25 protein-coding genes and 1 pseudogene are annotated in these 26,121 nt (G+C 71.9%); 19 read left to right on the top strand and 7 right to left on the bottom strand.

The genetic code is table 11. The annotated features are described in order from the left end of the window. The first annotated feature begins 1 nt into the window (after position 1). Complete coding sequence (locus tag BT364_RS08300; RefSeq protein WP_072484461.1) at positions 2–538, top strand: arginine repressor; 537 nt, start codon at positions 2–4, stop codon at positions 536–538. A gap of 24 nt (positions 539–562) precedes the next feature. Here BT364_RS08300 and BT364_RS08305 read toward each other — a convergent pair whose 3' ends face one another. Together BT364_RS08305 and BT364_RS08310 are read right to left on the bottom strand one after the other, a co-directional pair. Beyond that, a complete protein-coding gene (locus BT364_RS08305) occupies positions 563–1,264 on the bottom strand; it encodes a L,D-transpeptidase family protein (RefSeq protein ID WP_072484593.1) in 702 nt (233 codons plus the stop codon). A gap of 55 nt (positions 1,265–1,319) precedes the next feature. Then, the gene (locus tag BT364_RS08310; protein ID WP_072484594.1) at positions 1,320–1,934 is read right to left on the bottom strand and encodes a pyridoxamine 5'-phosphate oxidase family protein; all 615 of its coding nucleotides are present in this window, start codon (positions 1,932–1,934) and stop codon (positions 1,320–1,322) included. 282 nt (positions 1,935–2,216) lie between these two features. Between BT364_RS08310 and argH the strand changes: the two genes are divergently transcribed. The 4 genes and pseudogenes from argH (at position 2,217) to BT364_RS44090 (ending at position 5,296) form a co-directional block, all read left to right on the top strand. Further along, positions 2,217–3,650, top strand: a complete 1,434-nt coding sequence (gene argH / locus BT364_RS08315; protein WP_072484462.1) for an argininosuccinate lyase — start codon at positions 2,217–2,219, stop codon at positions 3,648–3,650. Between the two features lie 114 nt (positions 3,651–3,764). Next, the gene (locus BT364_RS08320) at positions 3,765–4,736 is read left to right on the top strand and encodes an aldo/keto reductase (protein WP_072484463.1); all 972 of its coding nucleotides are present in this window, start codon (positions 3,765–3,767) and stop codon (positions 4,734–4,736) included. A 78-nt stretch (positions 4,737–4,814) separates the two neighbouring features. Next, positions 4,815–4,958, top strand: a pseudogene (locus BT364_RS44555) (sigma factor); the annotation flags it as partial. A 38-nt stretch (positions 4,959–4,996) separates the two neighbouring features. Further along, the gene (locus BT364_RS44090) at positions 4,997–5,296 is read left to right on the top strand and encodes a sigma-70 family RNA polymerase sigma factor family protein (protein ID WP_442759018.1); all 300 of its coding nucleotides are present in this window, start codon (positions 4,997–4,999) and stop codon (positions 5,294–5,296) included. Here BT364_RS44090 and BT364_RS08335 read toward each other — a convergent pair. Continuing rightward, entirely contained in the window at positions 5,286–5,819 is a 534-nt protein-coding gene (locus BT364_RS08335; RefSeq protein WP_072484466.1) for an HAD domain-containing protein, read from the bottom strand. The two genes, BT364_RS44090 and BT364_RS08335, sit on opposite strands and share 11 nt — an antisense overlap. 82 nt (positions 5,820–5,901) lie before the next feature. On the opposite strand from BT364_RS08335, the gene BT364_RS08340 reads away from it, so the two are divergent. Together BT364_RS08340 and BT364_RS08345 are read left to right on the top strand one after the other, a co-directional pair. Next, the gene (locus BT364_RS08340) at positions 5,902–6,453 is read left to right on the top strand and encodes a TetR/AcrR family transcriptional regulator (protein ID WP_072484467.1); all 552 of its coding nucleotides are present in this window, start codon (positions 5,902–5,904) and stop codon (positions 6,451–6,453) included. Continuing rightward, positions 6,450–7,994 (top strand): MFS transporter, encoded by a 1,545-nt coding sequence (locus tag BT364_RS08345; RefSeq protein ID WP_072484468.1) that lies wholly within the window; start codon positions 6,450–6,452, stop codon positions 7,992–7,994. Before BT364_RS08340 ends, BT364_RS08345 begins: the two co-directional genes overlap by 4 nt. 98 nt (positions 7,995–8,092) lie before the next feature. On the opposite strand, the gene BT364_RS08350 is transcribed toward BT364_RS08345, so the two are convergent. Beyond that, entirely contained in the window at positions 8,093–8,764 is a 672-nt protein-coding gene (locus BT364_RS08350) for a lysophospholipid acyltransferase family protein (RefSeq protein WP_072484469.1), read from the bottom strand. 233 nt (positions 8,765–8,997) lie between these two features. Between BT364_RS08350 and BT364_RS08355 the strand changes: the two genes are divergently transcribed. From BT364_RS08355 to BT364_RS08365, 3 genes are all read left to right on the top strand, one after another. After that, positions 8,998–10,170 (top strand): glycerophosphodiester phosphodiesterase, encoded by a 1,173-nt coding sequence (locus BT364_RS08355; RefSeq protein ID WP_072484470.1) that lies wholly within the window; start codon positions 8,998–9,000, stop codon positions 10,168–10,170. A 94-nt stretch (positions 10,171–10,264) separates the two neighbouring features. Then, positions 10,265–10,825: a sigma-70 family RNA polymerase sigma factor gene (locus BT364_RS08360; protein WP_072484471.1), complete on the top strand. Its 561-nt coding sequence runs from the start codon at positions 10,265–10,267 to the stop codon at positions 10,823–10,825. 36 nt (positions 10,826–10,861) lie between these two features. Further along, on the top strand, positions 10,862–11,365 hold the full coding sequence (locus BT364_RS08365) for a GNAT family N-acetyltransferase (protein ID WP_072484472.1): 504 nt from the start codon (positions 10,862–10,864) through the stop codon (positions 11,363–11,365). On the opposite strand, the gene BT364_RS08370 is transcribed toward BT364_RS08365, so the two are convergent. Then, on the bottom strand, positions 11,362–11,799 hold the full coding sequence (locus BT364_RS08370) for a hypothetical protein (RefSeq protein ID WP_072484473.1): 438 nt from the start codon (positions 11,797–11,799) through the stop codon (positions 11,362–11,364). The two genes, BT364_RS08365 and BT364_RS08370, sit on opposite strands and share 4 nt — an antisense overlap. A 2-nt stretch (positions 11,800–11,801) precedes the next feature. After that, positions 11,802–12,161, bottom strand: coding sequence for a hypothetical protein (locus tag BT364_RS08375; protein WP_072484474.1), 360 nt, complete (start codon positions 12,159–12,161; stop codon positions 11,802–11,804). 618 nt (positions 12,162–12,779) lie between these two features. Here BT364_RS08375 and BT364_RS08380 point away from each other — a divergent pair. The 8 genes from BT364_RS08380 (at position 12,780) to BT364_RS08415 (ending at position 23,817) form a co-directional block, all read left to right on the top strand. After that, entirely contained in the window at positions 12,780–13,841 is a 1,062-nt protein-coding gene (locus tag BT364_RS08380; RefSeq protein WP_072484475.1) for a methionine ABC transporter ATP-binding protein, read from the top strand. Further along, a complete protein-coding gene (locus BT364_RS08385; protein WP_072484476.1) occupies positions 13,838–14,509 on the top strand; it encodes a methionine ABC transporter permease in 672 nt (223 codons plus the stop codon). Before BT364_RS08380 ends, BT364_RS08385 begins: the two co-directional genes overlap by 4 nt. A 75-nt stretch (positions 14,510–14,584) precedes the next feature. After that, on the top strand, positions 14,585–15,451 hold the full coding sequence (locus tag BT364_RS08390; RefSeq protein WP_072484477.1) for a MetQ/NlpA family ABC transporter substrate-binding protein: 867 nt from the start codon (positions 14,585–14,587) through the stop codon (positions 15,449–15,451). A gap of 141 nt (positions 15,452–15,592) precedes the next feature. Then, positions 15,593–16,240 (top strand): GNAT family N-acetyltransferase, encoded by a 648-nt coding sequence (locus tag BT364_RS08395; RefSeq protein ID WP_107408193.1) that lies wholly within the window; start codon positions 15,593–15,595, stop codon positions 16,238–16,240. A gap of 105 nt (positions 16,241–16,345) precedes the next feature. Continuing rightward, entirely contained in the window at positions 16,346–17,584 is a 1,239-nt protein-coding gene (cbiE, locus tag BT364_RS08400) for a precorrin-6y C5,15-methyltransferase (decarboxylating) subunit CbiE (RefSeq protein ID WP_072484478.1), read from the top strand. Positions 17,585–17,919: 335 nt separating this feature from the next. Continuing rightward, positions 17,920–21,450 (top strand): nicotinate-nucleotide--dimethylbenzimidazole phosphoribosyltransferase, encoded by a 3,531-nt coding sequence (gene cobT, locus BT364_RS08405; RefSeq protein ID WP_072484479.1) that lies wholly within the window; start codon positions 17,920–17,922, stop codon positions 21,448–21,450. Between the two features lie 191 nt (positions 21,451–21,641). Beyond that, on the top strand, positions 21,642–22,898 hold the full coding sequence (cobA, locus tag BT364_RS08410; RefSeq protein WP_072484480.1) for a uroporphyrinogen-III C-methyltransferase: 1,257 nt from the start codon (positions 21,642–21,644) through the stop codon (positions 22,896–22,898). 100 nt (positions 22,899–22,998) lie between these two features. Next, positions 22,999–23,817: a TrmH family RNA methyltransferase gene (locus BT364_RS08415; protein WP_072484481.1), complete on the top strand. Its 819-nt coding sequence runs from the start codon at positions 22,999–23,001 to the stop codon at positions 23,815–23,817. A 4-nt stretch (positions 23,818–23,821) separates the two neighbouring features. On the opposite strand, the gene BT364_RS08420 is transcribed toward BT364_RS08415, so the two are convergent. Then, on the bottom strand, positions 23,822–25,162 hold the full coding sequence (locus tag BT364_RS08420; RefSeq protein ID WP_072484482.1) for a serine/threonine-protein kinase: 1,341 nt from the start codon (positions 25,160–25,162) through the stop codon (positions 23,822–23,824). Positions 25,163–25,772: 610 nt separating this feature from the next. Between BT364_RS08420 and BT364_RS08425 the strand changes: the two genes are divergently transcribed. After that, positions 25,773–25,979 (top strand): hypothetical protein, encoded by a 207-nt coding sequence (locus BT364_RS08425; RefSeq protein WP_072484483.1) that lies wholly within the window; start codon positions 25,773–25,775, stop codon positions 25,977–25,979. The last annotated feature ends 142 nt before the right edge of the window (positions 25,980–26,121 follow it).

Genomic DNA, 26,121 nt, shown 5'->3' on the forward strand with positions numbered 1-26,121 from the left:
GATGACCGAGGCGCAGGAAACCGAGTACGGCGGGCCGTCCGTGCCGCAGACCCGCACCGCACGCCACCGCCGGATCGTGGACATCCTGAACCGGCAGCCGGTGCGCTCGCAGAGCCAGCTGGCCAAGCTCCTCGCCGACGACGGGCTGAGCGTCACCCAGGCGACGCTCTCCCGCGATCTGGACGAGCTGGGCGCGGTGAAGATCCGCAACACCGGCGGCGAGCTGATCTACGCGGTGCCCAGCGAGGGCGGTTTCCGCACCCCGCAGGCACCGCTGGGCGGGTCGGCGAAGGAGGAGCGGATGCGGCGGCTCTCCGCCGAACTGCTCATCTCCGCGGAGGCATCGGCCAACCTCGTGGTGCTGCGCACCCCTCCGGGCGCGGCCCAGTTCCTCGCCTCGGCCATCGACCAGGCCGAACTGCACGACATCCTGGGCACCATCGCGGGCGACGACACCCTGATGCTGATCAGCCGTGACCCGGCGGGCGGTCAGGCGCTTGCCGACCATCTGCTGCGACTGGCGCAGAACGAGCGCTGAGCGGACCGGTGTTGCCGGCTTCCGTCAGTAGCGCGTGATCGCGGTCGGGCCCGAGCGGGTCCCGATCGCGATGTGCGGACGGCGGACCGGGTCCACCCAGTCGAGGATCCGGTCCATCGCGGCCGCCGGTACGGAGACACAACCGGCGGTCGCGCCACGCCCGTTGACGTGAAGAAAGATCCCGGCGCCGCGACCCCGTACCGGCCGTTCGTAGTTGAACCCGATGACGAGCGCGCGGGCGTACTGCGTCGGATACGCGATCAGATGTTCCGCCTCGCCCGCCCGGCAGTCCTCGGGCCGTGGCTCCACCCAGCGGTTGTAGGCCCGCGCCGCGTTGTCCTGGCACCACCACGACCGGTCGTTGACCCGGCGGTAGGGATGGACGGTGCCGGCCGGTGCGGGCTTGATCCCGAAGGCGTACGGCAGGTCGTACAGACCGGTGGGGGTGGTGTTCGTGCCCTGCTTGCGCGACGCGCCCTCGGCCAGGCCCCTCGCACCGAACCTGGCGGGTGTGGACCCGCCCTTCACCCAGACTCCCCGGCGCAGATTCCACCAGGTGACGGTGCCCGTGGTGGAGCCCTCGGCCGGGGCCTCGGCCGTGATCAGCTGAGTGCCGCCGCCGGTGTCGGCCATCCGCTGCGGGAGCGGCGGCGGGGCGGCGGGCCGGGCCGCGACCGAGCCCGCCAGCGCGAGCAGTACCGAGAAGGTCACCAGAGATCTGCGCATGCCCGGACGGTAGACCCTCCGCCCGGCCGCCACCCGTGGTTGTGCTCCGTACGGCTCAAAGACGATCCGCCGAGCCCCGCTCCGCCCGGGGCATCGCCGGCAGTGGGAGCGGCAGCCCCAAAAGCCCGTCGATGCTCGTCGCGATGTGCTCCTTCTTCTCGAAGTAGGCACTGAGCGAGGCGTCGTCCTCGCGGGCGAATCGCTGGGCGTGCAGCGGCCGGTCCTCGTCGTACGACATGAACGGTACCCCGTAGCCGCAGGCGTCCCGGATCAGCTCGGCCCGCACCACGATGACGGCGCGCAGCCCGTGGAGGCCGGGGTCCACGTCAGGGAAGTGGGCGAGCAGCGCGCCGAACCGGGGATCGTCGCGGAAGACCGGCTCGCCGCGGCCGTGCACCCGCACGATGTTCGGCGACCCCTGGAAGGCGCACCACATCAGCGTGATCCGGCCGTTCTCGCGGAGGTGGGCGATGGTCTCGGCATTGCTGCCCGCGAAGTCCAGGTAGGCCACGGTCAGCTCGTCGACGACGGCGAACGAACCGCTGACGCCCTTGGGGGAGAGGTTGACCGTGCCCTCGCCGTCCAGGGGCGCCGTCGCGGTGAAGAAGATGTGCTGCTCTTCGATGAAGGTCCTGATCCGTCCGTCGATACGTTCATATGTTTTCCCCATGGTGGCCATTGTCGGAGTCAACTCCGATGTTGGCGAGGTGATTTCACCTGGCGGGACGCCCCTTCGAGGGCGTGGGCGGCAATCGCGTCTTTGACAAAACATGCAGAGGTCTGCATAGTTATGCCCATCGGTGATCGCGCCGTGCGGAGAGACCGTGACCGGGCGCAGGCCCGGGCAGCGTGACCTCGCCCGACCCCCAGCAGTTACGTCTCCGCCTTCCCGGCCCTCCGCACGGGGAGGCGGCCGCACACCCACCACCCTGTTCTTCCCGAGGAGCACGCAGTGAGCAACGGCAACGGCAACAGCGACGTACGCCTCTGGGGCGCCCGCTTCGCCGACGGTCCGGCCGAGGCGCTGGCGAAGCTGTCCGCCTCCGTCCACTTCGACTGGCGGCTCGCGCCGTACGACATCGCCGGTTCCCGCGCCCACGCGCGCGTGCTGAACAAGGCGGGCCTGCTCACCGAGGACGAGCTGAGCCGCATGATCGCCGGTCTCGACCAGCTCGAAGCCGATGTCGCCGACGGCTCCTTCACCGGTACCATCGCCGACGAGGACGTCCACACGGCGCTGGAGCGCGGACTGCTGGAGCGCCTCGGCCCCGACCTCGGCGGCAAGCTCCGGGCCGGCCGGTCCCGCAACGACCAGATCGCCACCCTCTTCCGGATGTACCTGCGCGACCACGCCCGGATCATCGGCGGCCTGATCGCCGAACTGCAGGGCGCGCTGGTCGGCCTCGCCGAGGCGCACCCGGACGTCGCGATGCCCGGCCGTACGCATCTGCAGCACGCCCAGCCGGTGCTCTTCGCCCACCACGTCCTGGCCCATGCGCAGTCCCTGTCCAGGGACGCCGAGCGGCTGCGCCAGTGGGACGAGCGGACCGCCGTCTCGCCGTACGGCTCCGGCGCCCTGGCCGGGTCGTCCCTCGGCCTCGACCCGGAGGCGGTCGCCGCCGACCTCGGCTTCGAGCGCGGGTCGGTCGGCAACTCGATCGACGGAACGGCCTCCCGCGACTTCGTCGCCGAGTTCGCCTTCATCACCGCGATGATCGGTGTGAACCTCTCGCGGATCGCGGAGGAGGTCATCATCTGGAACACGAAGGAGTTCTCCTTCGTCACCCTGCACGACGCCTTCTCCACCGGCTCCTCGATCATGCCGCAGAAGAAGAACCCGGACATCGCCGAGCTGGCCCGCGGCAAGTCCGGCCGGCTGATCGGCAACCTGACCGGCCTGATGGCCACGCTGAAGGCCCTCCCGCTCGCGTACAACCGCGACCTCCAGGAGGACAAGGAGCCGGTCTTCGACTCCTGCGACCAGCTGGAGGTCCTGCTGCCCGCCTTCACCGGCATGATGGCCACCCTCACCGTCAACCGCGAGCGCATGGAGGAGCTGGCCCCGGCCGGCTTCTCGCTCGCCACCGACATCGCCGAGTGGCTGGTCAAGCAGGGCGTGCCGTTCCGCGTCGCCCACGAGGTCGCCGGTGCGTGCGTCAAGGAGTGCGAGCAGCACGGCATCGAGCTCGACGAGCTGACCGACGAGCAGTTCGCCAAGATCTCCGAGCACCTCACCCCCGAGGTCCGCACGGTCCTCGACGTGGCCGGTGCGCTCGCCTCCCGCAGCGGCCGCGGCGGTACGGCCCCGTCGGCCGTGGCCGTCCAGCTCGCCGAAGTGAAGACCGACCTCGCCACCCAGCAGGCCTGGGCCACCGCGAAGAACTGATCGCGACAAGGACGCCATCGGGGCGGGGAGCGGCCGTACGCTCCCCGCCTTCCGGTTTCCGTGAGCTGGGTTACGTTGACGGGGGAGCACACCCGATCGACGAGGAGCCCAACGATGCCTTTCGCCCGGCTGGCCACAGCGACCACACCGACCGCCCACATCGGGCTCGGCCTGGCGGCGGTCGGCAGGCCCGGCTACATCAACCTCCACCGCGACCGCGATCTGCCCGCCGACCGCAGCGTCGGGGCGATGCGCGAGCGCACCCACGAGCTGCTCGACGCCGCCTACGCACAGGGCGTCCGCTACTTCGACGCGGCCCGCTCCTACGGCCGCTCGGAGGAGTTCCTGGCCGACTGGCTGACCGCGCGCCCCGAGGCCGACGACGTCGTCATCGGCAGCAAATGGGGCTACACCTACACCGCCGGGTGGAGCATCGAAGCCGAGGCGCACGAGGTCAAGGACCACAGTCTCGCCACGTTCCTGCGCCAGCGGGCCGAGACCGAGGCGCTGCTCGGCGACCGCCTCGACCTCTACCAGATCCACTCGGTCACCGCCGACAGCCCGGCCCTCGCCGACAAGGAGCTGCACGCCCGGCTGGCCGCGCTCGCCGCGGAGGGCGTCAGCATCGGCCTCTCGACCAGCGGCCCCGCCCAGGCCGACGCGATCAGGGCCGCCCTCGCCGTCACCGTCGACGGCGAGCCGCTCTTCCGTACGGTCCAGGCCACCTACAACGTCCTGGAGACCTCGGCCGGAGCGGCGCTCGCCGAGGCCCATGCCGCCGGACTCACCGTGATCGTCAAGGAGGCCATGGCCAACGGGCGGCTCGCCGGTACGGAAGCCCCCGCCGTGGTCCGGGAGATCGCCGACGACGTCGGCCTCGGCAGTGACGCGGTGGCCCTGGCGTTCGTGCTGCACCAGCCCTGGGCCGGGGTGGCGCTCTCCGGTGCGGCGACCGTCGACCAGCTCGCCGGGAACCTGCACGCGCCCCTCGTCGACCTCGACGAGGAGCGGCGCGCCCGGCTCGACGCGCTGGTGGAGGAGCCCGAGGCGTACTGGCGGCACCGCGCCGGGCTGCACTGGAGCTGACCGGAGAGCGCCGGGGTCCGTCCGTCACATCGGCGGGGTTCCGTACGTCAGTGCTGTGACGGAACACGACGGAGGAATCTGACTGTGGACGGACATGAGTTCCTGGCGGAGCGCTTCGAGAAGAACCGGAACCAGCTGAAGGCCGTGGCCTACCGGATGCTCGGCTCGACGAGCGAGGCGGAGGACGCCGTCCAGGAGGCCTGGATCCGGCTCAGCCGCTCCTCCTGGCCGCCGCCCGCGACGGCGACTTCGGGGCCCTGGTGGCCGTGCTCGACCCGGGCGTGGTGGTGCGGTCCGACGTCGGCGCCGACGGGGTCGGTGCTCCGGCCCTGGTGCGGGGCGCCGAGGCCGTGGCCCGTCAGGCGATGATGTTCGCGCCGTTCGCGCGGTCGTCGCAGCCGGCACTGGTCGACGGGGAGCCGGCCGTCATCGCGACGCGCGAGGGTCGGCGGTTCGCGGTCATGGTCTTCACGGTCGTCCGGGGGAAGGTCGCCGAGATGTCCGTGATCAACGACCCGGCCCACCTCCCCGGCCTCGATCTGACGGTCCTCAACGACTGACGGGCCCGCCCGGGCCGCTGCCGTCCGCCCACGCCGCGAGCGCCGCGAAGTCGGACGGCAGCAGCCCGGTCCAGGGGTCGACCCAGCGGAGCAGCGCTTCGGTGGCCCCCTGGCCCAGGACCCACTGCCGGTCCTGCTCGGCGATCTCGTCGTCGACCCAGGCGAACGGCCGGCCGGCCGCGTACTCCACGACGTACTGCGTCTTCCAGTACGTGCCGTCCGGGGCGCTGCCGTGCATCGAAGGCCAGTCGATGTACGGCAGCGGGGGCAGCCCGAGCCGTGGCCCGATCCAGACGTTCGCCTCGTCCTTCCAGGTCGTCGCCCAGACCAGCTCGTACCGGTCGGCCAGGGCCAGCAGCGCCCTGCCGTGCTCCGGGTTGAGGAGAACGGGGAGCGGCGGACCGTAGTCCCACCCCGTCGGCCGCGTCAGATGCTTCGCATAACCATCCGGTGGCCGCGGGTGCGCGAGCGCCGCGTAGGGATTGAGCGGACCGTCGATGTCGATCAGCAGCAGCGGCTTCATGGCGCCATGGTCCACCCTCCCCGCGGGGTGGGCACGCCTTTTCGGTGAGACATTGTTGTCTCATGTGGTCTATGCTTGTCTCATGAGTCTCGACCGTGAGCAGGTGCTGCGCAGCGCCGCAGCTCTGCTGACCCGCAAATCGACCGCCACCATGGACGAGGTCGCCAGAGCCGCAGGCATCGGGCGCGCCACCCTGCACCGGCACTTCGCCGGACGGGACGCCCTGGTCAGAGCGCTGGAGAACCTGGGCATCCAGGAGGTCGAAGCGGCCCTGGACGCCGCCGCGCTCGACGAGGGCCCCGCGCAGGACGCGCTGCGCCGCCTCGTCGCGGCCGTCGAACCGAGCGCCGGACTGCTCTCTTTCCTCGTCACCGAGAACCAGCTCTTCGAGGGCGAAGAGGTGAACGAGGGCTGGAGCCGCCTCGACGCCCGGGTCTCCGCCTTCTTCAGGCGAGGCCAGGAGCGCGGTGAATTCCGGATCGACCTCACCCCCGCCTGGCTGACCGAGGCCCTCTACGGGCTCATCTCGTCCGCCGCCTGGGCCGTCCAGGACGGCCGGGTCGCAAGCCAGGACTTCCAGTACATGATCGTCGAGTTGCTGCTCGGCGGTGCACGCCGGAGCGTGGAGCAATGAGCCGTATCGCACAGCAGGTGGAAACCCCGAACGAGCTGCACCGTCCCGGGCGGTGGCTCGCCCTGGCCGTGCTCGTCCTCGCCGTGCTGCTCGTGGCGATCGACGCCACCGTCCTCGGCCTCGCTACCCCCTTCCTCACCGAGGACCTCGAACCGACCGGCACCCAGCTCCTGTGGATCGGCGACGTCTACTCCTTCGTCATCGCCGGACTCCTGGTCTCGATGGGCAGCCTCGGCGACCGCATCGGCCGCAAGAAGCTGCTGCTGTGCGGTGCGGCGGCGTTCGGCGCGGTCTCGGTGCTCAACGCCTACGCGCACACCCCCGAGATGATGATCCTGGCGCGGGCGCTGCTCGGTGTCGCGGGCGCCACCCTCATGCCGTCCACGCTCGCCCTGATCCGCAATCTCTTCCACGACCCGCGCGAGCGCAGCCTGGCCATCGGCATCTGGGGAGCGATGGCCTCGGCGGGCGCGGCCGTCGGCCCCGTGGTCGGCGGACTGCTGCTGGAGCACTTCTGGTGGGGCTCGGTCTTCCTGATCAACCTGCCGGTGATGGCGGTCCTCGTGGTCGTCGGCGCCAAGATGATCCCCGAGTCCAGGAACCCGGCGCCGGGCCCCTGGGACCTGGTCAGCGTGGCGCTCTCCTTCATCGGCATGATCGGCGTCGTGTACGCCATCAAGGAGCTGGCGGCGCACGGCCCGAGCTGGGGGACCGTCGTCACGGGCCTCGGCGGCGTGGCCGCGCTCTGCTGGTTCGTACGCAGGCAACTCACGCTGCCCGCACCCCTGCTGGACATGCGGCTCTTCCACCACCGGGGCTTCTCGGGCGCGGTCCTCGCCGACCTGCTGACCATCCTCGGCCTGTCCGGGCTGGTCTTCTTCCTCTCCCAGTTCCTCCAACTGGTGCAGGGCCGGGGCCCGTTGGAGGCCGGCCTCGCCGAACTGCCCGCGGCCGTCGGCGCGGTCGTCGCGGGTCTGATCGCAGGCCGGGCGGCCCGGCGCTTCTCGGTGCGTTCGGTGGTGACCGGCGGTCTCGGGGCGATCGGCCTGGCGCTCGCCGCGGTCACCCTGATCCACCAGGAGACCGCCTACCCGCTGATCGGCGCGGTGCTGCTCGTCGTCGGAGTGGGTGCGGGCTTCGCCTTCACCATCACCTCGGACGTGATCCTCTCCAGCGTCCCGAAGGAGCAGGCGGGCTCCGCCGGCGCGGTCTCCGAGACGGCGTACGAACTCGGCGCGGCCCTCGGCATCGCCCTGCTCGGCTCCATCGTCACCGGCGTCTACCAGACCTTCCGGTCGCCCGAGGGCACCCCGCCGGCCAACGCCGCCGCGGCGCACGAATCGCTGGGCGGCGCGGTCGAGGCGGCCCACGGTCTGCCGGCCCAGCAGGCGCAGGCGCTGCTCGCCGCGGCGCAGGACTCGTTCGTCGAAGGACTGCGGCTCGCCGCGGGGGTCGGCGCGGCGGTCCTGCTGGCGGCGGCCGTAGCCGCCTGGTTCCTGTTGCGCGGTCAGAAGCTGGAGGACGGCATCGTGCACCAGTAGCCGCCGGGACACCCGGACGCGCGGAAGGGCCCGTACCACCGGGAAACCGGGGTACGGGCCCTTCCGCATGTCCTGCCGTCGGCGCCTCGCGCCTCAGCTCACGCGGCCTTCGCCTTCGTGGCGTACATGTCGACGTACTCCTGACCGGACAGCCGCATCACCTCGGCCATCACGGAGTCGGTCACCGCCCGCAGCACATAGCGGTCGCGGTCCATGCCCTCGTAGCGGGAGAACTCCATCGGCGCACCGAAGCGGACCGTCACCTTGCCGGGACGGGGCAGGCCGGCCCCACCGGGCTGCAGCTTGTCCGTGCCGATCATCGCGAACGGCACCACCGGCGCGCCCGTCATCAGCGTCAGCCGGGCGATGCCCGTACGGCCCCGGTACAGGCGGCCGTCGGGGGAGCGGGTGCCCTCGGGGTAGATGGCGAACGCCTTGCCCTCCTCCAGCACCCGACGGCCTGTCATCAGCGCCGCGACACCGCCGCGGCCGCCGTCCCGGTCCACCGGGATCATGCCGCAGCCGGTGAAGAACCAGGCCATCGCCCGGCCCTTGAGCCCCTTGCCCGTCACGTACTCGTCCTTGCCGATGTAGAACACCGGCCGGTCGCAGCAGATCGGCATGATCATCGAGTCGATGAACGTCAGATGGTTGCCCGCGAGGATCACCGGACCGTCCCCGGGGATGTTCTCCATACCCTCCACCTGGGGGCGGAACATCAGGCGCAAGATCGGTCCGAGCACTGCCTTGATGAGTGCGTGTCGGGACAACGGTTCCTCCGGTGTAGTGGCCGGGCCGGCCGAGGAGCGGGATCGTGACGGTCCATGCAGGTGAGGACGATACTCGCGGGAACTCGCTGATCGCACATCGGTTCACGGAGCGGATACGCGGCGTTGACATGAGTTTCCGCCATGTTCGTCCAGGAGCTGCCCTCACGACGGTACCGCTGCCTACGCTCGGGCCTCGCCCGACAGGTGCCAGACATCACACGCGAGGAGCATTCATGACTGAGCGCGCGCAGGCCGGTCCCGGCCGCAGAACCATGCTGGGAGCGGGAGCCGCCGTACTGGGCACGGCAGCCCTCGGACTGGCCGGCGGGCCGGCCGCCGCCGACACCGCGGTCAACACCGCGGGACGCCACGGCGGTCACGGCTTCCGCCTCGACCTGCCGGTGCCCACCGTCATCGGACACCGCGGCACCAGCGGCTACCGGCCCGAGCACACCCTCGGCTCCTACCAGCTGGCCCTCGACATGGGCGCGCACATCGTCGAGCAGGACCTGGTGCCGACCAAGGACGGCCACCTCGTATGCCGTCACGAGAACGACATCACCGCCACCACCGATGTCTCCGACCACCCCGAGTTCGCGAGCCGCAGGACCACGAAGAAGGTCGACGGCGTCTCCCTCACCGGCTGGTTCACCGAGGACTTCACCCTCGCCGAACTGAAGACGCTGCGCGCCAAGGAGCGCATCCCCGGCACCCGTCAGAAGAACACGCTCTACGACGGCCGCTGGGAGATCCCCACCTTCGAGGAGGTGCTGCGCTGGGCCGACCGCGAGGGCCGCAGGCGCTCAAAGCCCGTCTGGCTGTACGTCGAGACCAAGCACCCCACCTACTTCCGCGGTCTCGGTCTCGGCCTCGAAGAGCCGCTCGCCAAGCTGCTGCGCCGCTACAACCGGCACCGTCAGCAGTCGCCGCTCATCCTTCAGTCCTTCGAGCCCAGCAGCATCCAGCGGCTCGCGCGGCTCGTCGCGACCCCGCGCGTCGTGCTGCTCTCCGGCGCGGGCGCGCGCCCCTGGGACTTCGTGACGTCCGGGGACCCGCGCACCGTGGCGGACCTGGTGAAGCCCGAGGGGCTGAAGTGGATGGCCTCCTTCGCGCAGGGCATCGGCCCCACCCTGGACCTGGTCATCCCCAAGGACGCCTCGGGGCGGCTCACCGCACCGACCACCCTGGTCGAGGACGCGCACGCCCAGGGCCTGGTCCTGCACCCCTACACCATGCGCAACGAGAACACCTTCCTCCCCGCCGACTTCCGGCGCGGCACGGACCCCAACGCCTACGGCGACGCGTTCGGCGCGTTCCGGGTGTACTTCGCGACGGGCATCGACGGAGTCTTCTCCGACAACCCCGACACGGCCCTGCTCGCCGCGGCGGACTTCGCCGCGAAGTGACACCGGCGTCAGCACCCGGCCGGGGCATGCCACGGTCGGGTGGTGCTCGCCCGGTACGGCAACCGGCCGCAGGCGCGGGCGCGTCGGCCGGGGCATGACGCTTCTCGATCCCGTTCCCGCAGGACCCGCCCCCGCGTCCCTGGTCCGTGACCTGCACCCGCTGGTGAGCGCCGAGGCCGTGGCCGAGGCGGCCGCCTCGGCCACGGGCGCGGCGATCGAACCGGCCGATCTCGAACAGGCCGTCTGGCTGCGGCTGCTGGAACGGCTCGCGGGGGAGGGGCCGCCGGTCGACCCGGCCCGCTGGGTGCGCGGGGCCGTACGGGGAGAGGCCCGCAGGGCCCGCCGCACCGCCCGGCACGAACGTCCCTACCGCGACGACACCGCCGCGGACCCGGCCGGCTGCCCCGAGAGGCTCGCCCTCGGCGCCGACGAACGCCGGGCGCTGCGCGCGGCGGTGGACCGGCTGCCCGGCAGGTGTGCCCGGCTGCTGGCGGCGATGCTCGCGCCCAGCGATCCCACCTACCGGGAAATCGCAGGGAAGTTGGGTATGTCACAGGGGAGTTTGGGCCCGATCCGTTCCCGTTGCCTTGGATGTCTGCGCAGAATGCTCGCGGCGGAGGTTGCTGCTCCTGAACTGCGGGGAAAGGAGCGTTAGACAACCGGTGGATCAGGTGGGCGGAGGCATGCGCGGATGGGCATGAGCGTGATCATCTCGACGGCGACGGCACAGGACGCCGAACAGATCTTGAAACTCCAGTACCTCTGCTTCCAGAGCGAGGCGGAGCTGTACGGGAACTACCGGATCGACCCGCTCGTCCAGACCCTCGACTCGCTGCACACCGAGATCGCCACCAACCTGGTGTTCGTGGCGCGGCTGGGTGACGAGGTCGTGGGCTCGGTCCGGGGAGCGGTCGGTGCGGACGGCGCGGGGGAGATCGGCAGGCTCTGCGTCCACCCCCGGCTCCAGGGCCATGGTCTCGGTGCCCGGCTGCTGCGGGCGGCGGAGTCGGGACTCGCCGACGAGCGGTCGGCCACCCTGTTCCGGCTGCACACCGGTCATCGCAGCGAGAGCAATCTGCGGCTCTACCGGCGGGCGGGCTACGCCCCCGTGGGCAACGAGACCGGCCGGGACGGCGTCCTGATGATCCTGCTGGAGAAGGACGCCACCGAGCCCGCGTACGTGGCCAGCGCCTAGGCCGTCCTCGCCCGGCGCAGCCACATCATCCCGGTGATCGGCAGGATCACCGGGATGAACAGGTATCCCATGCCGAAGTCGGACCAGACGGTGGCGTCCGCGAACGCCGACGGCTCCGCCATCGTCCAGGTCCCGACGACCAGCACGCCCAGCAGCTCGGCGGCGCAGCACACCAGCGCGGTCCGCCGCGCCTTCTCGCCCCCGCGCACCAGTGAGTACGTGATGAACCCGTACACGAGCGCGGCGACGGCGGACAGCACATAGGCGAGCGGCGCCCTGCCGAAGTCCAGGATCATCTGGACGATCGAGCGGGAGGCGGCCGCTACGGTGAACACTCCGTAGAACCAGACCAGTACCCGGCCGGGCCCCGTACCGAGATCGAAGGGCTGCTTCTCGCCGGTGGCCGCCGCGGGAGTGCGTTCGGTTTCGGTCACGGTCAGTTTCCCCAGATGTCGTAGAGCCGTACTTCGAGGACGGCCAGCACGACCGCGCCCGCCGCCACCGTCACCGAACCCCACCGGGTCCGCTCGGTCAGCGACAGGAAACCGGCCGCGGGCACCGCGAGGAACGCCCCGATCAGATACGCGATGAAGATCGTCATGCCCTGCTCGGGCCGTTCGCCCCGGGACAGTTGCACGATGCCCACCACCAGCTGGGCCAGTGCCAGCAGCGAGACCACGGCCATCCCGATGAAGTGCCAGTCCTTGGTCGGCTGATCGCGGTACGCGGCGAATCCGCACCAGGCGGCGAGGGCGAGCGCGGTCACGGCGACCGCGACCGTCAGGGCGTCAAGCATGAGCCGAGGGTATTACGGAGCGAACGGCCCCCTGTGTGCGCCCCCGCTCCCGTCCGTGTGCGCCCCCGCCGCCGGACCGCGGGCCGGGCGGGCGGCAGGGACGAGGGCCGTGGCCTTGGCCACAGACCAGGGCCGCTCCGGGCCGGTCGCGGATGCGGTCATCGATGCCATCGCCGCCGTATCAGAGCAGGTCACAGCCGTGCGGGCGGAAATAGCGACGACGGGCCGAACCGGCTCGCGCCACCATCCACGCCTGTCCGCTATTCGGACAGGCGGATCGGGCGGAACGTTACGTCTGTTTTACTTGGGGCATGACCACGACGAGCAGCCGCATCCTTGCGACCGAGGCGATCACAACGCCCGGTGCTCGTTGTATGTGTCGAATGCGCACCTTCTGAGGGCCCCCCGCTCCTCGCGCCCCGAAGCGAGACCGAGCCCAGCCGTCCGCATCCAGCGGAACGAGCCCGCCCCCGCACCGCCGCCCGGCCACGCGCCGTTCCGAGCCGTGCCGGGACCCCGCTCGGAACGTCCGATCGAAACGTCCGAAACGGTCTCATCAGACGAATGCCCCGTGCCCGGCGGACACCGCGCCGCGCACTCGACAGTGACGGAAACCCTGTGATCACCACTTCGGGCCTCACGAAGGTCTACCAGTCGCGCGGCCGAGAGGTCACCGCCCTGGACGGCGTCGACCTGCACGTCCGCGAGGGCGAGGTGTACGGCGTCATCGGACAGAGCGGCGCCGGCAAGTCCTCCCTGATCCGCTGCATCAACCTCCTGGAACGCCCCACCTCCGGCACCGTGACCGTGGCCGGCCAGGACCTCACCGCACTCGCCGGACGCGGCCGCCGGGCCGGCAAGGAACTGCGCGAGGCACGCAGCCGCATCGGCATGGTCTTCCAGCACTTCAACCTGCTGGCCTCCCGCACCGTCCAGGACAACGTCGAACTCCCGCTGGAGATCCTCGGCGTCTCCGGCCGGGACCGCTCCCGCAAGGCCCTCGAACTCCTCGGCCTGGTCGGCCTCGCCGACAAGGCCAAGGCCTACCCCGGCCAGCTCTCCGGCGGCCAGAAGCAGCGCGTCGGCATCGCCCGCGCACTGGCCGGCGACCCCAAGGTGCTGCTCTCCGACGAGGCGACCTCGGCCCTCGACCCCGAGACCACCCGCTCCATCCTCCAGCTGCTGCGCGACCTCAACCAGCAGCTCGGCCTGACCGTCCTGCTCATCACGCACGAGATGGACGTCGTCAAGACGATCTGCGACTCCGCCGCGCTGATGCAGAAGGGGCGCGTCGTCGAGTCCGGCACCGTCGGCGAACTGCTCGCCACCCCCGGCTCCGAGCTGGCCCACGAACTGTTCCCCGTCGGCGGTACGGCCTCCGGCCCCGAGTGCACGGTCGTCGATGTCACCTTCCACGGCGACGCGGCCGGCCGGCCGGTGATCTCCCAGCTCTCGCGCACGTACAACATCGACATCTCGATCCTCGGCGCCGCGATGGACACCGTCGGCGGCAAGCAGATCGGCCGGATGCGCATCGAGCTGCCCGGCCGCTTCGAGGAGAACGTCGTCCCGATCGGCTTCCTGCGTGAACAGGGCCTCCAGGCCGAGGTCGTGACGGACGACGGCCCCGCCATCCCCGTACAGACCCCCGCCCCGCTCACCAAGGAGGTGGCGAAGTGACCTGGTCCGAAATGCAGCCGCTGCTCACCCAGGGGACCATCGACACCCTCTACATGGTGCTCTGGTCCACGGTCGTCACCGTGCTCGTGGGACTGCCGCTCGGCGTCCTGCTGGTCCTCACCGACAAGGGCGGACTGCTCCAGAACACCCCGGTGAACAAGGTCATCGGCGTGGTCGTGAACATCGGCCGCTCGCTGCCGTTCATCATCCTGCTGATCGCCCTGATCCCCTTCACCACCTGGGTCGTCGGCACCTTCATCGGCCCGTCCGCGATGATCGTTCCGCTCTCCGTCGGCGCCATCCCGTTCTTCGCCCGGCTCGTCGAGACCGCCGTCCGCGAGGTCGACCACGGGCTCGTCGAGGCCGTCCAGTCGATGGGCGGATCCATCCCGACGATCGTCCGCAAGGTCCTGCTGCCGCAGGCGCTGCCCTCGCTCATCTCGGGCGTCACCACCACCGTCATCGTGCTCATCGGCTACTCCGCGATGGCCGGCGCGGTCGGCGGCGAAGGGCTCGGGTCCAAGGCCGTCACCTACGGATTCCAGCGCTTCGACAACCAGTTCATGCTCATCACCGTCGCGCTGCTGATCGTCATCGTGACCGTGATCCAGCTGATCGGTGACCTGGCCGTACGCCTGCTCGCCCGCCGGGGCCGCACCGCCTCCTGAGACCTCCTCTCCGCTCACAAGCCCGAACTCCTTGTCCGGGCGCACCACCCTCACCACCAGAAAGAGGCACTTTTCGTGCGTAAGAACATCAAGATCACCGCGGCTGCCGCCGCCACCGCCGCCATCGCCCTCGGCCTCACCGCCTGCGGCACGTCGTCCGACCCGGGCGCCAAGAGCGGGACCGGTGCCAAGGCCGACACCTCCAAGGCGCTCGTCGTCGCCGCGTCCCCGACGCCGCACGCCGACATCCTGGACTTCGTCAGGAAGAACCTGGCCGAGAAGGCGGGCCTCAAGCTGGAGGTCAAGGAGTTCACGGACTACGTCCTGCCGAACACCGCGACCGAGACCGGCCAGGTCGACGCCAACTTCTTCCAGCACCAGCCGTACCTCGACGACTTCAACAAGAAGAAGAACACCCATCTCGTCTCGGCCGGCACCGTCCACCTGGAGCCCCTCGGTCTGTACTCCAAGAAGGTCAAGGACCTGAAGGACATCAAGGCCGGCCAGACCGTCGCCGTCCCCAACGACACCACCAACGAGGGCCGCGCCCTCCAGCTCCTCGCCGAGAACGGTCTCATCACCCTCAAGGACGGTGTCGGCACCAGCGCCAAGCTGAGCGACATCACCGACAAGAAGGGCCTGGAGTTCAAGGAGCTGGAGGCCGCCACGGTGCCCCGCGCCCTGAACGACGTCGACGCCGCCGTCATCAACGGCAACTACGCGATCGAGGCCGACCTCAAGCCCGCCAAGGACGCCCTCGTGCTCGAAAAGGCCGACGGCAACCCCTACGCCAACATCATCGCCGTGAAGAAGGGCAACGAGCAGGACCCCCGCGTCCAGAAGCTCGTGAAGCTCCTGCACTCCGACGAGGTCAAGAAGTTCATCGAGGACACCTACCAGGGATCCGTCGTCCCGGCCTTCGGCACCGCCGCCAAGTCCTGACACCCGTACGGCATTTGTCCGAGGAGCCCTGCGCACCCCACCAGAGGGGGCGCGGGGCTCCGTCGTGCGGACCCGACCATGCGCGGCACCGGGCCGATGCTGCATGCTGTGCCTTTAACGGTCTTCGGTATGGAGCTGCGCATGACTTCCACCTTTCCGGACATCTCCATCAGCACGGATCGGTTGGTGCTGCGCCCCTTCGACATGGCGGACGTCCCCGCGTACATCGAGATGATGAACGACGAACTCGTCATCGCCTGGACCGAGGCACCCCACCCCTACACCCAGGTCGACGCCGAACGCTGGGTCCGCAGGATCGCCCCCGCCCAGCGCACCACCGGTGACGGCATCGTCCTCGCCGTCACCGAGTTCCTCACCCAGCGGCTCGTCGGCTCGGTCCGGCTCCGCAACACCGACTGGCGCACCCTCTCCACCGAGGTCGCCTACATCACCGCCCCCTGGGCCCGCGGCGAGGGCTACGCCACCGAGTCCGTGCTGGCCGTGGCCCAGTGGCTCTTCCGTGACCAGGGCTTCGAGCGCATCGAACTGCGCACCGCCGCCGACAACACCGCCTCCCAGCAGGTCGCCCAGAAGCTCGGCTGCATCAGCGAGGGCGTCCTGCGCAACGCCCGCATAGCGCGCACCCGGACCGAGAACGGCACGGACGGCGGCTGGACCGACATCAGGACCGACCTGATCGTCTGGGGCCTGCTCCCCGAGGACCTCGAAGGCGTCGCCGAGCAGCTCGCCGACGCCGGCGGCTACGGCGCCTACAACGACTGGAACTGACCCCTCGAAGGGGCCCCGACGCCCTGTCGGTACGGACCGGGTACTCTCGCTCTGCCCCACCTCACCACCATCCCACCTGCGACGACTCCAGGAGGCTGACGACAGATGGCCGATCGGGTCACCGTGATCGGCTGGGACGGCTCGCCACTGACCGGAGCGGCCACGGCCGCCCTCTCGGCCGCCACGCTCGTCGCCGGAGCAGCCCACCACCTCGCACTCCCCGAAGTCCCGGCGAACGCCGAACGGATCCGCCTGGGCTCCATCGACCTGGCCGCCCGCCGGATCGCCGGCCACCGCGGCAGCGCCGTGGTCCTCGCCGACGGGGACCCCGGCTTCTTCGGCGTCGTACGCAACCTCCGCGCACCCGAACACGGACTGGAGGTCGAGGTCGTCCCGGCCGTGTCCTCCGTCGCCGCCGCGTTCGCCCGCGCGGGAATGCCGTGGGAGGACGCCCAAACGGTCGTCGCCCACCCCCGCACCCTGCGCCGCGCCGTCAACGTCTGCCGCGCCCACCACAAGGTCGCCGTCCTCACCTCGCCCGGCGCGGGCCCCGCCGAACTCGCCCTGCTCCTCGAAGGCGTCCACCGCACCTTCGTCATCTGCGAGGAACTCGGCACCACCCGCGAACGGGTCACCGTCGTCACCTCCGACAAGGCCGCCGACCACGTCTGGCGCGACCCCAACGTGGTCATCGTCATCGGCGGCGGTCCCGAACCGCAGGCCACCGGCGCCTGGATCGCCGGCCGCCACCCCGCCTACCCCCGTGGCGTACGCGGCTGGGCACTGCCCACGGAGGCCTACGCGAGCAGTGCCCCCGAGGGCGGCCAGGACAGCGGCGAGGGCGAGTCCCCCGGGCTGCGCGCCGCCCAACTGGCCCGCCTGGGCCCCCGGACCGGCGACCTCCTCTGGGACATCGGCTCCGGCAGTGGGGCCCTGGCCGTGGAGGCCGCCCGCTTCGGCGCGGCGGTCCTGGCCGTCGACAGCGACCCGGCCGCCTGCGCCCGTACCGCAGCGGCGGCGCGGGCGTTCGGAGTCCAGCTCCAGGTCGTCGAGGGCCGGGCCCCGCATGTGCTGGAACGGCTGCCGGAACCCGATGTCGTACGGATCGGGGGCGGTGGGGTCCCCGTCGTCACCGCCGTCACCGAACGGCGGCCGGAACGCATCGTGACCCATGCCTCGACGCGGGACGAGGCCGAGGCGCTCGGTGCGGCCCTGAGCGGAAACGGGTACACCGTCCGCTGCTCGCTCCTCCAGTCCGTCGAACTCGACACGGCCGCTTGGGCGGAGCGCGAACGCTCGGTCGTGTTCCTCCTCTCGGCACTGCGCTCCGACCTCGCCCCGTGACCCCGTCGGCGTACAGCGGGAGGTAGGCTGGCCGATCGTTGCACCGCGCCCGGGACGTTCGTCGCTTCGTTCGTCAATGTCCGGAAAAGGGGACCGTTTTGGCCCCCGTTGTGGTACGGCAGAACCGGGGGATGCGCGACGTGGCGCAGTCCACAGCGGGCCGTGGCGAAATGAGCTGCCGCGGCGGCGAACAGCCGCGAGAATGCAGTATGTCCGCGACCGATTCGTGCCGCGCGGCGAGCCCGCTCGTTCTTGTTGACGAGCGCCGGCGTGCCGTGTTCGGGCGTCCCGGGCGAAGGGCCGTAAGGAGCACTGACGATGGGCGAGGGGTACGCATGAGTGACACCGGCCAGATCCCGGGTGAGGGACTGCCGGAGAACGCAGGCACGGTGGAGCAGCCGGGCGTCGCCGCCCCGGATGCCTACGCCTACCTCGCTCCCTCCGAGCATGTCTCCGAGGACGACGACCTCCTCCTGATGCCCAGCCCGCAGGGAGCCTGGAGCGACCCGCAGGCCGTACCGGCCCCGGGCCAGTACCCCGAGGGGGTCGCCGCCCAGGCGCCGGTGCCCGGACAGACCGCCCACCAGGCCCCGCCCGTGGCACAGCCCTATGCCCAGCCGGCCGGCGAGACCCCCGCACAACCCCAGGGGCCCGTCCAGGTCCAGGTGCAGGAACCCCCCGTCCAGGCGCAGGTCGCGGACGTGTACGCGGCCCAGCAGGCGGTGGCGGAGCCGCTGCCCGAGACCGGCCAGGGGACTCATGAGTCCGGTGGCCGCGACTCCGGTTCGGTCGACCTGAGCGGCGTACGGATTCCTTCGCCCGCCCCGGCCCCCGCTCCGGCGGCCCAGCCGCAGCCCCAGGCCCCGGTGCGCCGTCCGCTGCACCGCGGCCCGGTCGCCGCCGACGGCTCGCCGTCGTACGGCGGGACGCCGACCGGCGGAGTGGTGCGTTCGCTCGCCGACCGCGGCCCCGCGGGCGCGCCCCAGGCGCAGGCCCGGCCCCAGGCCCCCGCGCGGCACGCCGGTCCGCCGACCACCGGCCCGGAGTACTTCGAGATGCCGGCCGAGGACGCGTCCGCGCTGCCGGGCCCGCAACTCGGAGAGATCCTGCCGCAGGGCGGCAGCCCGTGGGCGGCCCAGGCACCGCAGCCGGAGGCCGCGCCGGTGGCGGCAGAACCGGCCGTCGCGGAGCCGGCCGTCGCGGAGCCGGTCGCTCCGGAGCCCGTCGCCGAGCCGGTGCAGGCGGCCCAGCCGGTTCAGGCCGCTCCGGTCGTGGAACCGGAGGCCGTGGTCGCTCCGGCCGCCGAGCCGGTACCGGCCGTGGCCGGGACGCCCGCCGAGACCCCTGTCGAAATCCCCGCCGAAGTTTCCGCCGACGCCGGGGCGCCCGCCGAAGCGATCGCGCCGCAGGGCACCGCGGAAGCCGTTCCCATGGGCCAGTTCGTGCCCGTGGAGGGTTCGGTGCCGACGACTCCGCACCTGGCGCCGACGCCCGTCGTCGAGCAGACCGTCGAGGCGGAGCCCGAGGCCGAGCGCGTGCCGATCGCCATGGAGCCCGTGCAGGCACCTCAGCCGGAGATCGCGGAGGCCGAGCAGGCGGCGGATGCCGGGGGAGCCGTCGAGCCCGCCGCGCATGCCGAGCCGGTCGAGCCCGCCGCGAACGCCGAGGCCGCCGAGCCCGTCGTGAAGGCCGAGCCGGTCGAGCCTGCCGAGCCCGTCGTGAAGGCCGAGCCGGTCGAGCCTGCCGAGCCCGTCGTGAAGGCCGACGCGGTCGCGAACGCCGTGCCTGCCGAAGCCCCCGCGCCCGCCCCTGCCCCCGAGGCCGAGGTCCTGACGGTGCCTGAGCCGGAGACCGAGCAGGGCCCGGAGGTCATCGAGACCCCGGACATCACGTCCCCCGAGGCCCCCGCGGAGGCCGTGGAAGGCGCGGAAGCCGCCCCGCTCGCGGAGCCCGCAGCGGCGGCGGTCGTGGCGACGGATGCTCCTGAGGCCCCCGAGGCCGGGCACGTGGAATCCGTACAGCCCGAGGCGCAGCCCCAGGAGCCCGCCGAGGCGGCCCGGGCCCCCGAGCCGGAAGCCGCCGAAGCGGAGGCCCCAGAGGTGTCCGAGGCCGACGAGGCCGAGGCTCCCGCAGGTCCGCCGGCCCCCGGCTACGACGACGCCGAGCGCGAGGCAGTGCTCCGCGTCATGCGTGAGCGCCGCGACATCCGCAACGGCTTCCGCAGCGACCCCATCCCGCACGAGGTCCTGCTCCGCGTCCTCGAAGCCGCGCACACGGCGCCCAGCGTCGGCCACTCGCAGCCCTGGGACTTCGTCGTCATCCGCTCGGCGGAGACCCGTCGCTCCATGCACGAACTGGCACAGCGTCAGCGCGACGCCTACGCCAAGTCGCTGCCCAAGGGCCGGGCCAAGCAGTTCAAGGAACTGAAGATCGAGGCCATCCTCGACACCCCGGTGAACATCGTCGTCACCGCCGACCCCACCCGCGGTGGCCGGCACACCCTCGGCCGGCACACCCAGCCGCAGATGGCCCCGTACTCCTCCGCGCTCGCCGTCGAGAACCTCTGGCTCGCCGCGCGTGCCGAGGGACTCGGCGTCGGCTGGGTCAGCTTCTTCGACGAGCGCGAGATGGTCCGCGCCCTGGGCCTGCCCGAGCACCTCGAAGTCGTCGCCTACCTGTGTGTGGGTTACGTCGACGAGTTCCCCGAGGAGCCCGAGCTGATGCAGGCGGGCTGGTCCAAGCGCCGCCCGCTGTCCTGGGTCGTCCACGAGGAGACGTACGGCCGCCGCGCCCTGCCCGGCGAGGAGCCGCACGACCTGCTCCAGGAGACCATCTCCAACATCCGCCCGCTCGACGCCAAGGCGCTCGGCGAGGCATGGGAACGCCAGAAGCGGATGACCAAGCCGGCCGGCGCGCTCGGCATGCTGGAGATCATCTCGGCACAGCTGTCCGGGCTCTCCCGGATGTGCCCGCCGCCGATCCCCGAGCCCGCGGCCGTCGCGATCTTCGCGGGCGACCACGGGGTGCACGCCCAGGGCGTCACGGCCTGGCCGCAGGAGGTCACCGGCCAGATGGTCGCCAACTTCCTCGGCGGCGGCGCGGTCTGCAACGCCTTCGCGGCCCAGGTCGGCGCCGAGGTGTGCGTGGTCGACGTCGGCGTGGCCATGGAGCTGCCCGCGACGCCCGGCCTCCTGCCCCGCAAGGTGCGCGCCGGAACGGCGGACTTCACGACCGGTCCCGCACTCACCCGCGAAGAAGTGCTCGCGGCGATCGAGGTCGGCATCGAGACCGGCCGCGATCTGGTCGCGGCAGGCAACAAGGGCCTGCTCATCGGTGAGATGGGGATCGCCAACACCACGGCGTCGGCAGCGCTGATCTGTGTGTACACGGGCATGGACCCGGCCGAGGTGACCGGACGCGGTACCGGCATCAACGACGAGATGCACGCCCGCAAGGTGGACGTGGTCCGTCGCGCCCTCGAACTCCACCAGCCCGACCCGGCCGACCCGATCGGCGTCCTGGCCGCGGTCGGCGGCCTGGAGCACGCCGCGATGGCCGGCTTCCTGCTGGGCGGCGCCTCGCTCCGTACGCCCGTCATCCTCGACGGCGTGAGCGCGGGCGCCGCGGCCCTGGTCGCCCGGGCGATCGCCCCGGAGGCCCTGGCCGCCTGCATCGCGGGCCACCGCAGCGCCGAGCCCGGCCATGTGGCCGCGCTCAACAAGCTGGGCCTGCGCCCGCTGGTCGATCTCGACCTCCGCCTCGGCGAGGGAACGGGTGCACTGCTGGCGCTCCCGATCGTGCAGAGCGCGGCGCGCGCGATGCACGAAGTGGCGACGTTCGACTCGGCAGGCGTCACCGAAAAGTAGTACGCGGCCACCGCCGACCCGGCCCGGCGCCACGCGCGCCGGGCCGGGTCCATGGTTTCCGGGCGGAGGCAGCCCCCGCCCGCGCCCCCGCGTACCCCGTATCGTGGACCCACCCCACAAAACCGCACGTCACAGCCGCTCCACCGCCGCAGCGGCCCGCACTTCGCATCGCACGAGGAGTCCGCACCGCCATGGCCGAGCACGCCGATCACCCCGCGTACCCCGTCGGACTGCGCCTGAGCGGGCGCCGCGTCGTCGTCGTCGGCGGCGGCCAGGTCGCGCAGCGCCGCCTCCCGGCGCTCATCGCGGCGGGCGCCGACATCACCCTCGTATCGCCGTCCGCGACCCCGTCCGTCGAGGCGATGGCCGATGCCGGAGAGATCCGCTGGGAGCGCCGCCGGTACGAGGACGGGGACCTCACCGACACCTGGTACGCGCTCATCGCCTCCGACGACGACGCCGCGAACGACGCCGCGTCCGCCGAGGCCGAGCGCACCCGTACCTGGTGCGTGCGCAGCGACAACGCCGATGTGGCCACCGCCTGGACCCCGGCCACCGGCCGCAGCGAGGGCGTGACCGTCGCCGTCCTCTCCACCGACGCCCAGGGCCGCGACCCGCGCCACTCCGCCGCCGTCCGCGACGCCATCGTCGAGGGACTGCGCGACGGCACGCTCACCGCCCCGCACCACCGCACCCGGCCCACCCCCGGTGTCTCCCTGGTCGGCGGCGGCCCCGGCGACCCCGACCTGATCACCGTGCGCGGCCGCCGTCTCCTCGCCGAGGCCGACGTCGTCATCGCCGACCGGCTCGGCCCACGCGACCTGCTCGACGAACTGCCGCCGCACGTCCAGGTGATCGACGCGGCGAAGATCCCGTACGGCCGCTTCATGGCGCAGGAGGCGATCAACCAGGCGCTCATCGAGCACGCCAAGGCCGGCAAGGCCGTCGTGCGGCTCAAGGGCGGCGACCCGTTCGTCTTCGGCCGGGGCATGGAAGAGGCCCAGGCGCTCGCCGCCGAAGGCATCCCGTGCACCGTCGTCCCCGGCATCTCCAGCTCGATCTCCGTACCCGGCGCGGCCGGAATCCCCGTCACCCACCGCGGGGTCGCCCATGAGTTCACCGTCGTCAGCGGTCATGTCGCGCCCGACGACGAGCGTTCGCTGGTCGACTGGGCGGCGCTCGCACAGCTGCGCGGCACCCTCGTGCTGCTGATGGCCGTCGACAAGATCGGCGCCATCGCGAAGGCCCTCGTCGCCCACGGCAAGTCCCCGGACACCCCGGTCGCCCTGGTCCAGGAGGGCACCACGGCATCCCAGCGCCGCGTCGACGCGACCCTGGCGACCGTCGCCGAACGGGCCGCCGCCGAAGACGTACGCCCCCCGGCCGTCATCGTCATCGGCGACGTCGTCGCGGTCGGCACCGGCACCGCACCGCTCCCCGCCGAGTAGCCGGCCCGGACACCGCCCACACCCCCGCAGAGTAACCAGCGGTGACGGATCTTCTCCCGAGCCGTTGGCACCACACACCGGACAAGGCAGTATCGAACCCGTGGCTGATCTCATCACCGTCGACGACCCCGACGACCCCCGCCTGCGCGACTACACCGGGCTGACCGATGTCGAACTCCGACGCAGGCGGGAGCCCGCCGAGGGCCTCTTCATCGCCGAGGGCGAGAAGGTGATCAGACGCGCCAAGCATGCCGGGTACGAGATGCGGTCGATGCTGCTCTCGGCGAAGTGGGTCGACCTGATGCGCGACGTCATCGACGAGGTCCCGGCCCCGGTGTACGCGGTCAGCCCCGAGCTCGCCGAGCGCGTCACCGGCTACCACGTCCACCGCGGCGCCCTCGCCTCGATGCAGCGCAAGCCGCTGCCGGCCGCCGACGAGCTGCTGACGACGGCCCGCCGGGTGGTCGTCATGGAGGCCGTCAACGACCACACCAACATCGGGGCGATCTTCCGCAGCGCAGCAGCCCTCGGCATGGACGCCGTCCTGCTCTCCCCGGACTGCGCCGACCCGCTCTACCGGCGCTCCGTCAAGGTCTCCATGGGCGCGGTCTTCTCCGTCCCCTACGCCCGCCTCGGCACCTGGCCCAAGGACCTGGAGACCGTACGGGAAGCGGGTTTCAGGCTTCTGGCGCTGACCCCGGACGAGAAGGCCGGCAGCATCGACGAGGCGGCACCGCACCGGATGGACAAGGTGGCCCTGATGCTGGGCGCCGAGGGCGACGGGCTGTCCACCCGGGCCCTGGTCGCCGCCGACGAATGGGTACGCATCCCGATGGCGCACGGCGTCGACTCGCTCAACGTGGGCGCGGCCGCGGCGGTCGCGTTCTACGCGGTGGCATCGGGCCGCCCGGAGAACTGACCGGCTACGGGAGCTGCCGGCCCTGGGGCGGGGTCTCGACCTGGGTCTGGATGCGGGTCTCGTGCCGGCCCGGATCCGTACCCAGCCCGCGGGACGGCCCCTGGCAACCCTGGGCCGCCGCGATGCCGAGCGCCACCAGCAGCGTCACCACCACGAAGACGACGAGCCGCTGTCGCAGCAGCCGCGGATTGGCGGGCCGCAGCCCCGCCGACGTCGGACGGGTCCCGGGCCGCGTGCCCGACCGGCCGTTCGTCCCGTTCGTACCCTGCGGACGCCTGCCGGACCGGGTGCTGCCCCGCGCCGGCTGCTGCTGACGGGGGCGCGAACCACCGGTCCGGGGCGCTCCGGACCGCGACGACGAGGACGGCCTGGTGCCCTGGGGCTGCTTCTGCTTCTGCTGACGGGGCGCGGGAGGAGCCGCGCGCCGCGTCTGCTGCTCGGTGTACGGACCGTCGAGGCGGCCGGTCGGCCGGTCCAGCTCCTGTGCCGAACGCTGCACGGGCGGCCGGCTCTCGTGCAGCCCCTGCGCCTCGCGCGCCGCGATCTCCTTGAGCCGCATGGAGAGTTGGAGCGTGCTCGGCCGCTCCTCGGGATCCTTGGCCAGACAGGCGCTCACCAGCGGCGCCAGCGCGTCGTGCACATCGTGCAACTGAGGCTCCTCGTGCACCACGCGGTACAGCATCACCTCGGAACTGCCGTGCCCGAAGGGCGAATCGGCCATGGCCGCGTACGCCAGCGTGGCACCGAGCGAGAACACGTCGGTCGCGGGCGTCACGGCCGCGCCGCGCACCTGCTCGGGCGCGAGGAACCCCGGCGAGCCCACCGCCGTACCGACATGGGTGAGGGTGGAGGCCCCGGTCGCCCAGGCGATCCCGAAGTCGATGATCCGGGGGCCCTTGGGGGAGAGCAGGATGTTCGACGGCTTCAGGTCACGGTGGACGACACCGGCCTCGTGCACCGCCACCAGGCCCTCGGAGAGCGCGGCCCCGATCGAGGCGACCTCGGCGGCCGACAGCGGTCCCTCCTCGGCCACCTTGTCGTGCAGCGAGGGCCCCGGGACGTACTGCGTGGCGAACCACGGACGGTCCGCCTCCAGGTCCGCGGCCACCAGGCGCGCCGTGCAGCCGCCGCGGATCCGCCGGGCGGCGGACACCTCGCGCGCGAAACGGGAGCGGAACTCCTGGTCCTCCGCCAGATCCGGGCGGATCACCTTCAGCGCCACCCGCTGTCCCCGCCGGTCCGAACCCAGGTAGACGACACCCATGCCGCCCGCCCCGAGCCGCCGGTGCAGCCTGAACGAGCCGACGACACGCGGGTCCTCGCGCCGGAGCCGCATCATCGCCATGTCTGCCCATCCCCGCTGCCTGGTCCGCCTGACGAGGCACAGCTTACGTACCCGGCGCCCGGGGCGCTCAGAGGCCGCGCCCTCACCGGTCGATCGATTGTCGGTGCGCGGCGCGGCCCATGACGGGGCGGCGCGCGGCCGGAGCAGGTTCGGTGCCGGCCGCGCCCGGACGCCAAGGCGGTTACGGTGAAGGGTGGTTGGAGCCGTGTCGGCCGGGCCGGCGGTACGGCGTGGACCCCGGCCCGGACGCCTGCGGGCGGCCTCCACCGGCACACCGGGGCCGGCGGCCGGGGACCGGGGGGAGCGGAGGGTGAGCGAGGTCACGGTGGCTGCGTCCGTACGCACCGTGGGCCGCGCCGTCCAACGACTCCGGCGTCGCGGGAAGTTCGCCGCACCCCCTCCGGGATGTCCCCGGGATCGGGCGCCCGGTCTCCACCCAGGGGAGTACATCCACGGCCCGGGGCTCATCCTCCGGGAGGCCCGGCAATCGGTACGCGGGCATGACGCCCCACGCCCCACGCCTCCCTAGTGTTGAGGTCAAGCGGCGGGCGCAGCACTCGTCCCCCGAGGTCACACGCCCGCCGCCCCACATCGAGTCAGGAGAGGAACCATGGCGGACACGGCAACGCGGACCACGATCCGCACGGGACGCAGGGGCCGTGCCTCGTTCGGCGGCCGCCCGTCGTCCGGCACTCGCCACCCACTGGTGGCGACGGCGATGGTTCTTCCTCTGGCGGCCCTGCTCGTAGTCGTCTTCGGCGGCTGGGACGCGGTGGTCACACAGGCGTCGTCCGTAGGCGTGATGCTGGGGCGCTGAGCGGCGCCCCGGGTCCGGAAGAGCGGTCCGGACCGGGACATCCGGCCAACAACCCCGTGGGGACGGGGGTGCGGCGGACGGCAGCGTTTGTCCGGTCAGCTGGGGAGCTGACCGGACATCGCGCTGTCCGGGCCCGTTCACG

It is taken from the genome of Streptomyces atratus (assembly GCF_900119365.1).
Lineage (GTDB): Bacteria > Actinomycetota > Actinomycetes > Streptomycetales > Streptomycetaceae > Streptomyces > Streptomyces atratus_B.

Bases quoted from the DNA above. Each gene is read 5' to 3' on its own strand.
- BT364_RS08300 (WP_072484461.1), top strand. From the start codon at position 2: ATGACCGAGGCGCAGGAAACCGAGTACGGCGGGCCGTCCGTGCCGCAG.
- BT364_RS08345 (WP_072484468.1), top strand. From the start codon at position 6,450: ATGAGCCGTATCGCACAGCAGGTGGAAACCCCGAACGAGCTGCACCGT.
- cobA (WP_072484480.1), top strand. From the start codon at position 21,642: ATGGCCGAGCACGCCGATCACCCCGCGTACCCCGTCGGACTGCGCCTG.
- BT364_RS08420 (WP_072484482.1), bottom strand. From the start codon at position 25,162: ATGGCGATGATGCGGCTCCGGCGCGAGGACCCGCGTGTCGTCGGCTCG.
- BT364_RS08395 (WP_107408193.1), top strand. From the start codon at position 15,593: ATGACTTCCACCTTTCCGGACATCTCCATCAGCACGGATCGGTTGGTG.
- BT364_RS08375 (WP_072484474.1), bottom strand. From the start codon at position 12,161: ATGCTTGACGCCCTGACGGTCGCGGTCGCCGTGACCGCGCTCGCCCTC.
- BT364_RS08320 (WP_072484463.1), top strand. From the start codon at position 3,765: ATGCCTTTCGCCCGGCTGGCCACAGCGACCACACCGACCGCCCACATC.
- cbiE (WP_072484478.1), top strand. From the start codon at position 16,346: ATGGCCGATCGGGTCACCGTGATCGGCTGGGACGGCTCGCCACTGACC.
- BT364_RS08365 (WP_072484472.1), top strand. From the start codon at position 10,862: ATGGGCATGAGCGTGATCATCTCGACGGCGACGGCACAGGACGCCGAA.
- BT364_RS08355 (WP_072484470.1), top strand. From the start codon at position 8,998: ATGACTGAGCGCGCGCAGGCCGGTCCCGGCCGCAGAACCATGCTGGGA.
- BT364_RS08335 (WP_072484466.1), bottom strand. From the start codon at position 5,819: ATGAAGCCGCTGCTGCTGATCGACATCGACGGTCCGCTCAATCCCTAC.
- BT364_RS08305 (WP_072484593.1), bottom strand. From the start codon at position 1,264: ATGCGCAGATCTCTGGTGACCTTCTCGGTACTGCTCGCGCTGGCGGGC.
- cobT (WP_072484479.1), top strand. From the start codon at position 17,920: ATGAGTGACACCGGCCAGATCCCGGGTGAGGGACTGCCGGAGAACGCA.
- BT364_RS08425 (WP_072484483.1), top strand. From the start codon at position 25,773: ATGGCGGACACGGCAACGCGGACCACGATCCGCACGGGACGCAGGGGC.
- BT364_RS08340 (WP_072484467.1), top strand. From the start codon at position 5,902: ATGAGTCTCGACCGTGAGCAGGTGCTGCGCAGCGCCGCAGCTCTGCTG.
- BT364_RS08310 (WP_072484594.1), bottom strand. From the start codon at position 1,934: ATGGGGAAAACATATGAACGTATCGACGGACGGATCAGGACCTTCATC.
- BT364_RS08360 (WP_072484471.1), top strand. From the start codon at position 10,265: ATGACGCTTCTCGATCCCGTTCCCGCAGGACCCGCCCCCGCGTCCCTG.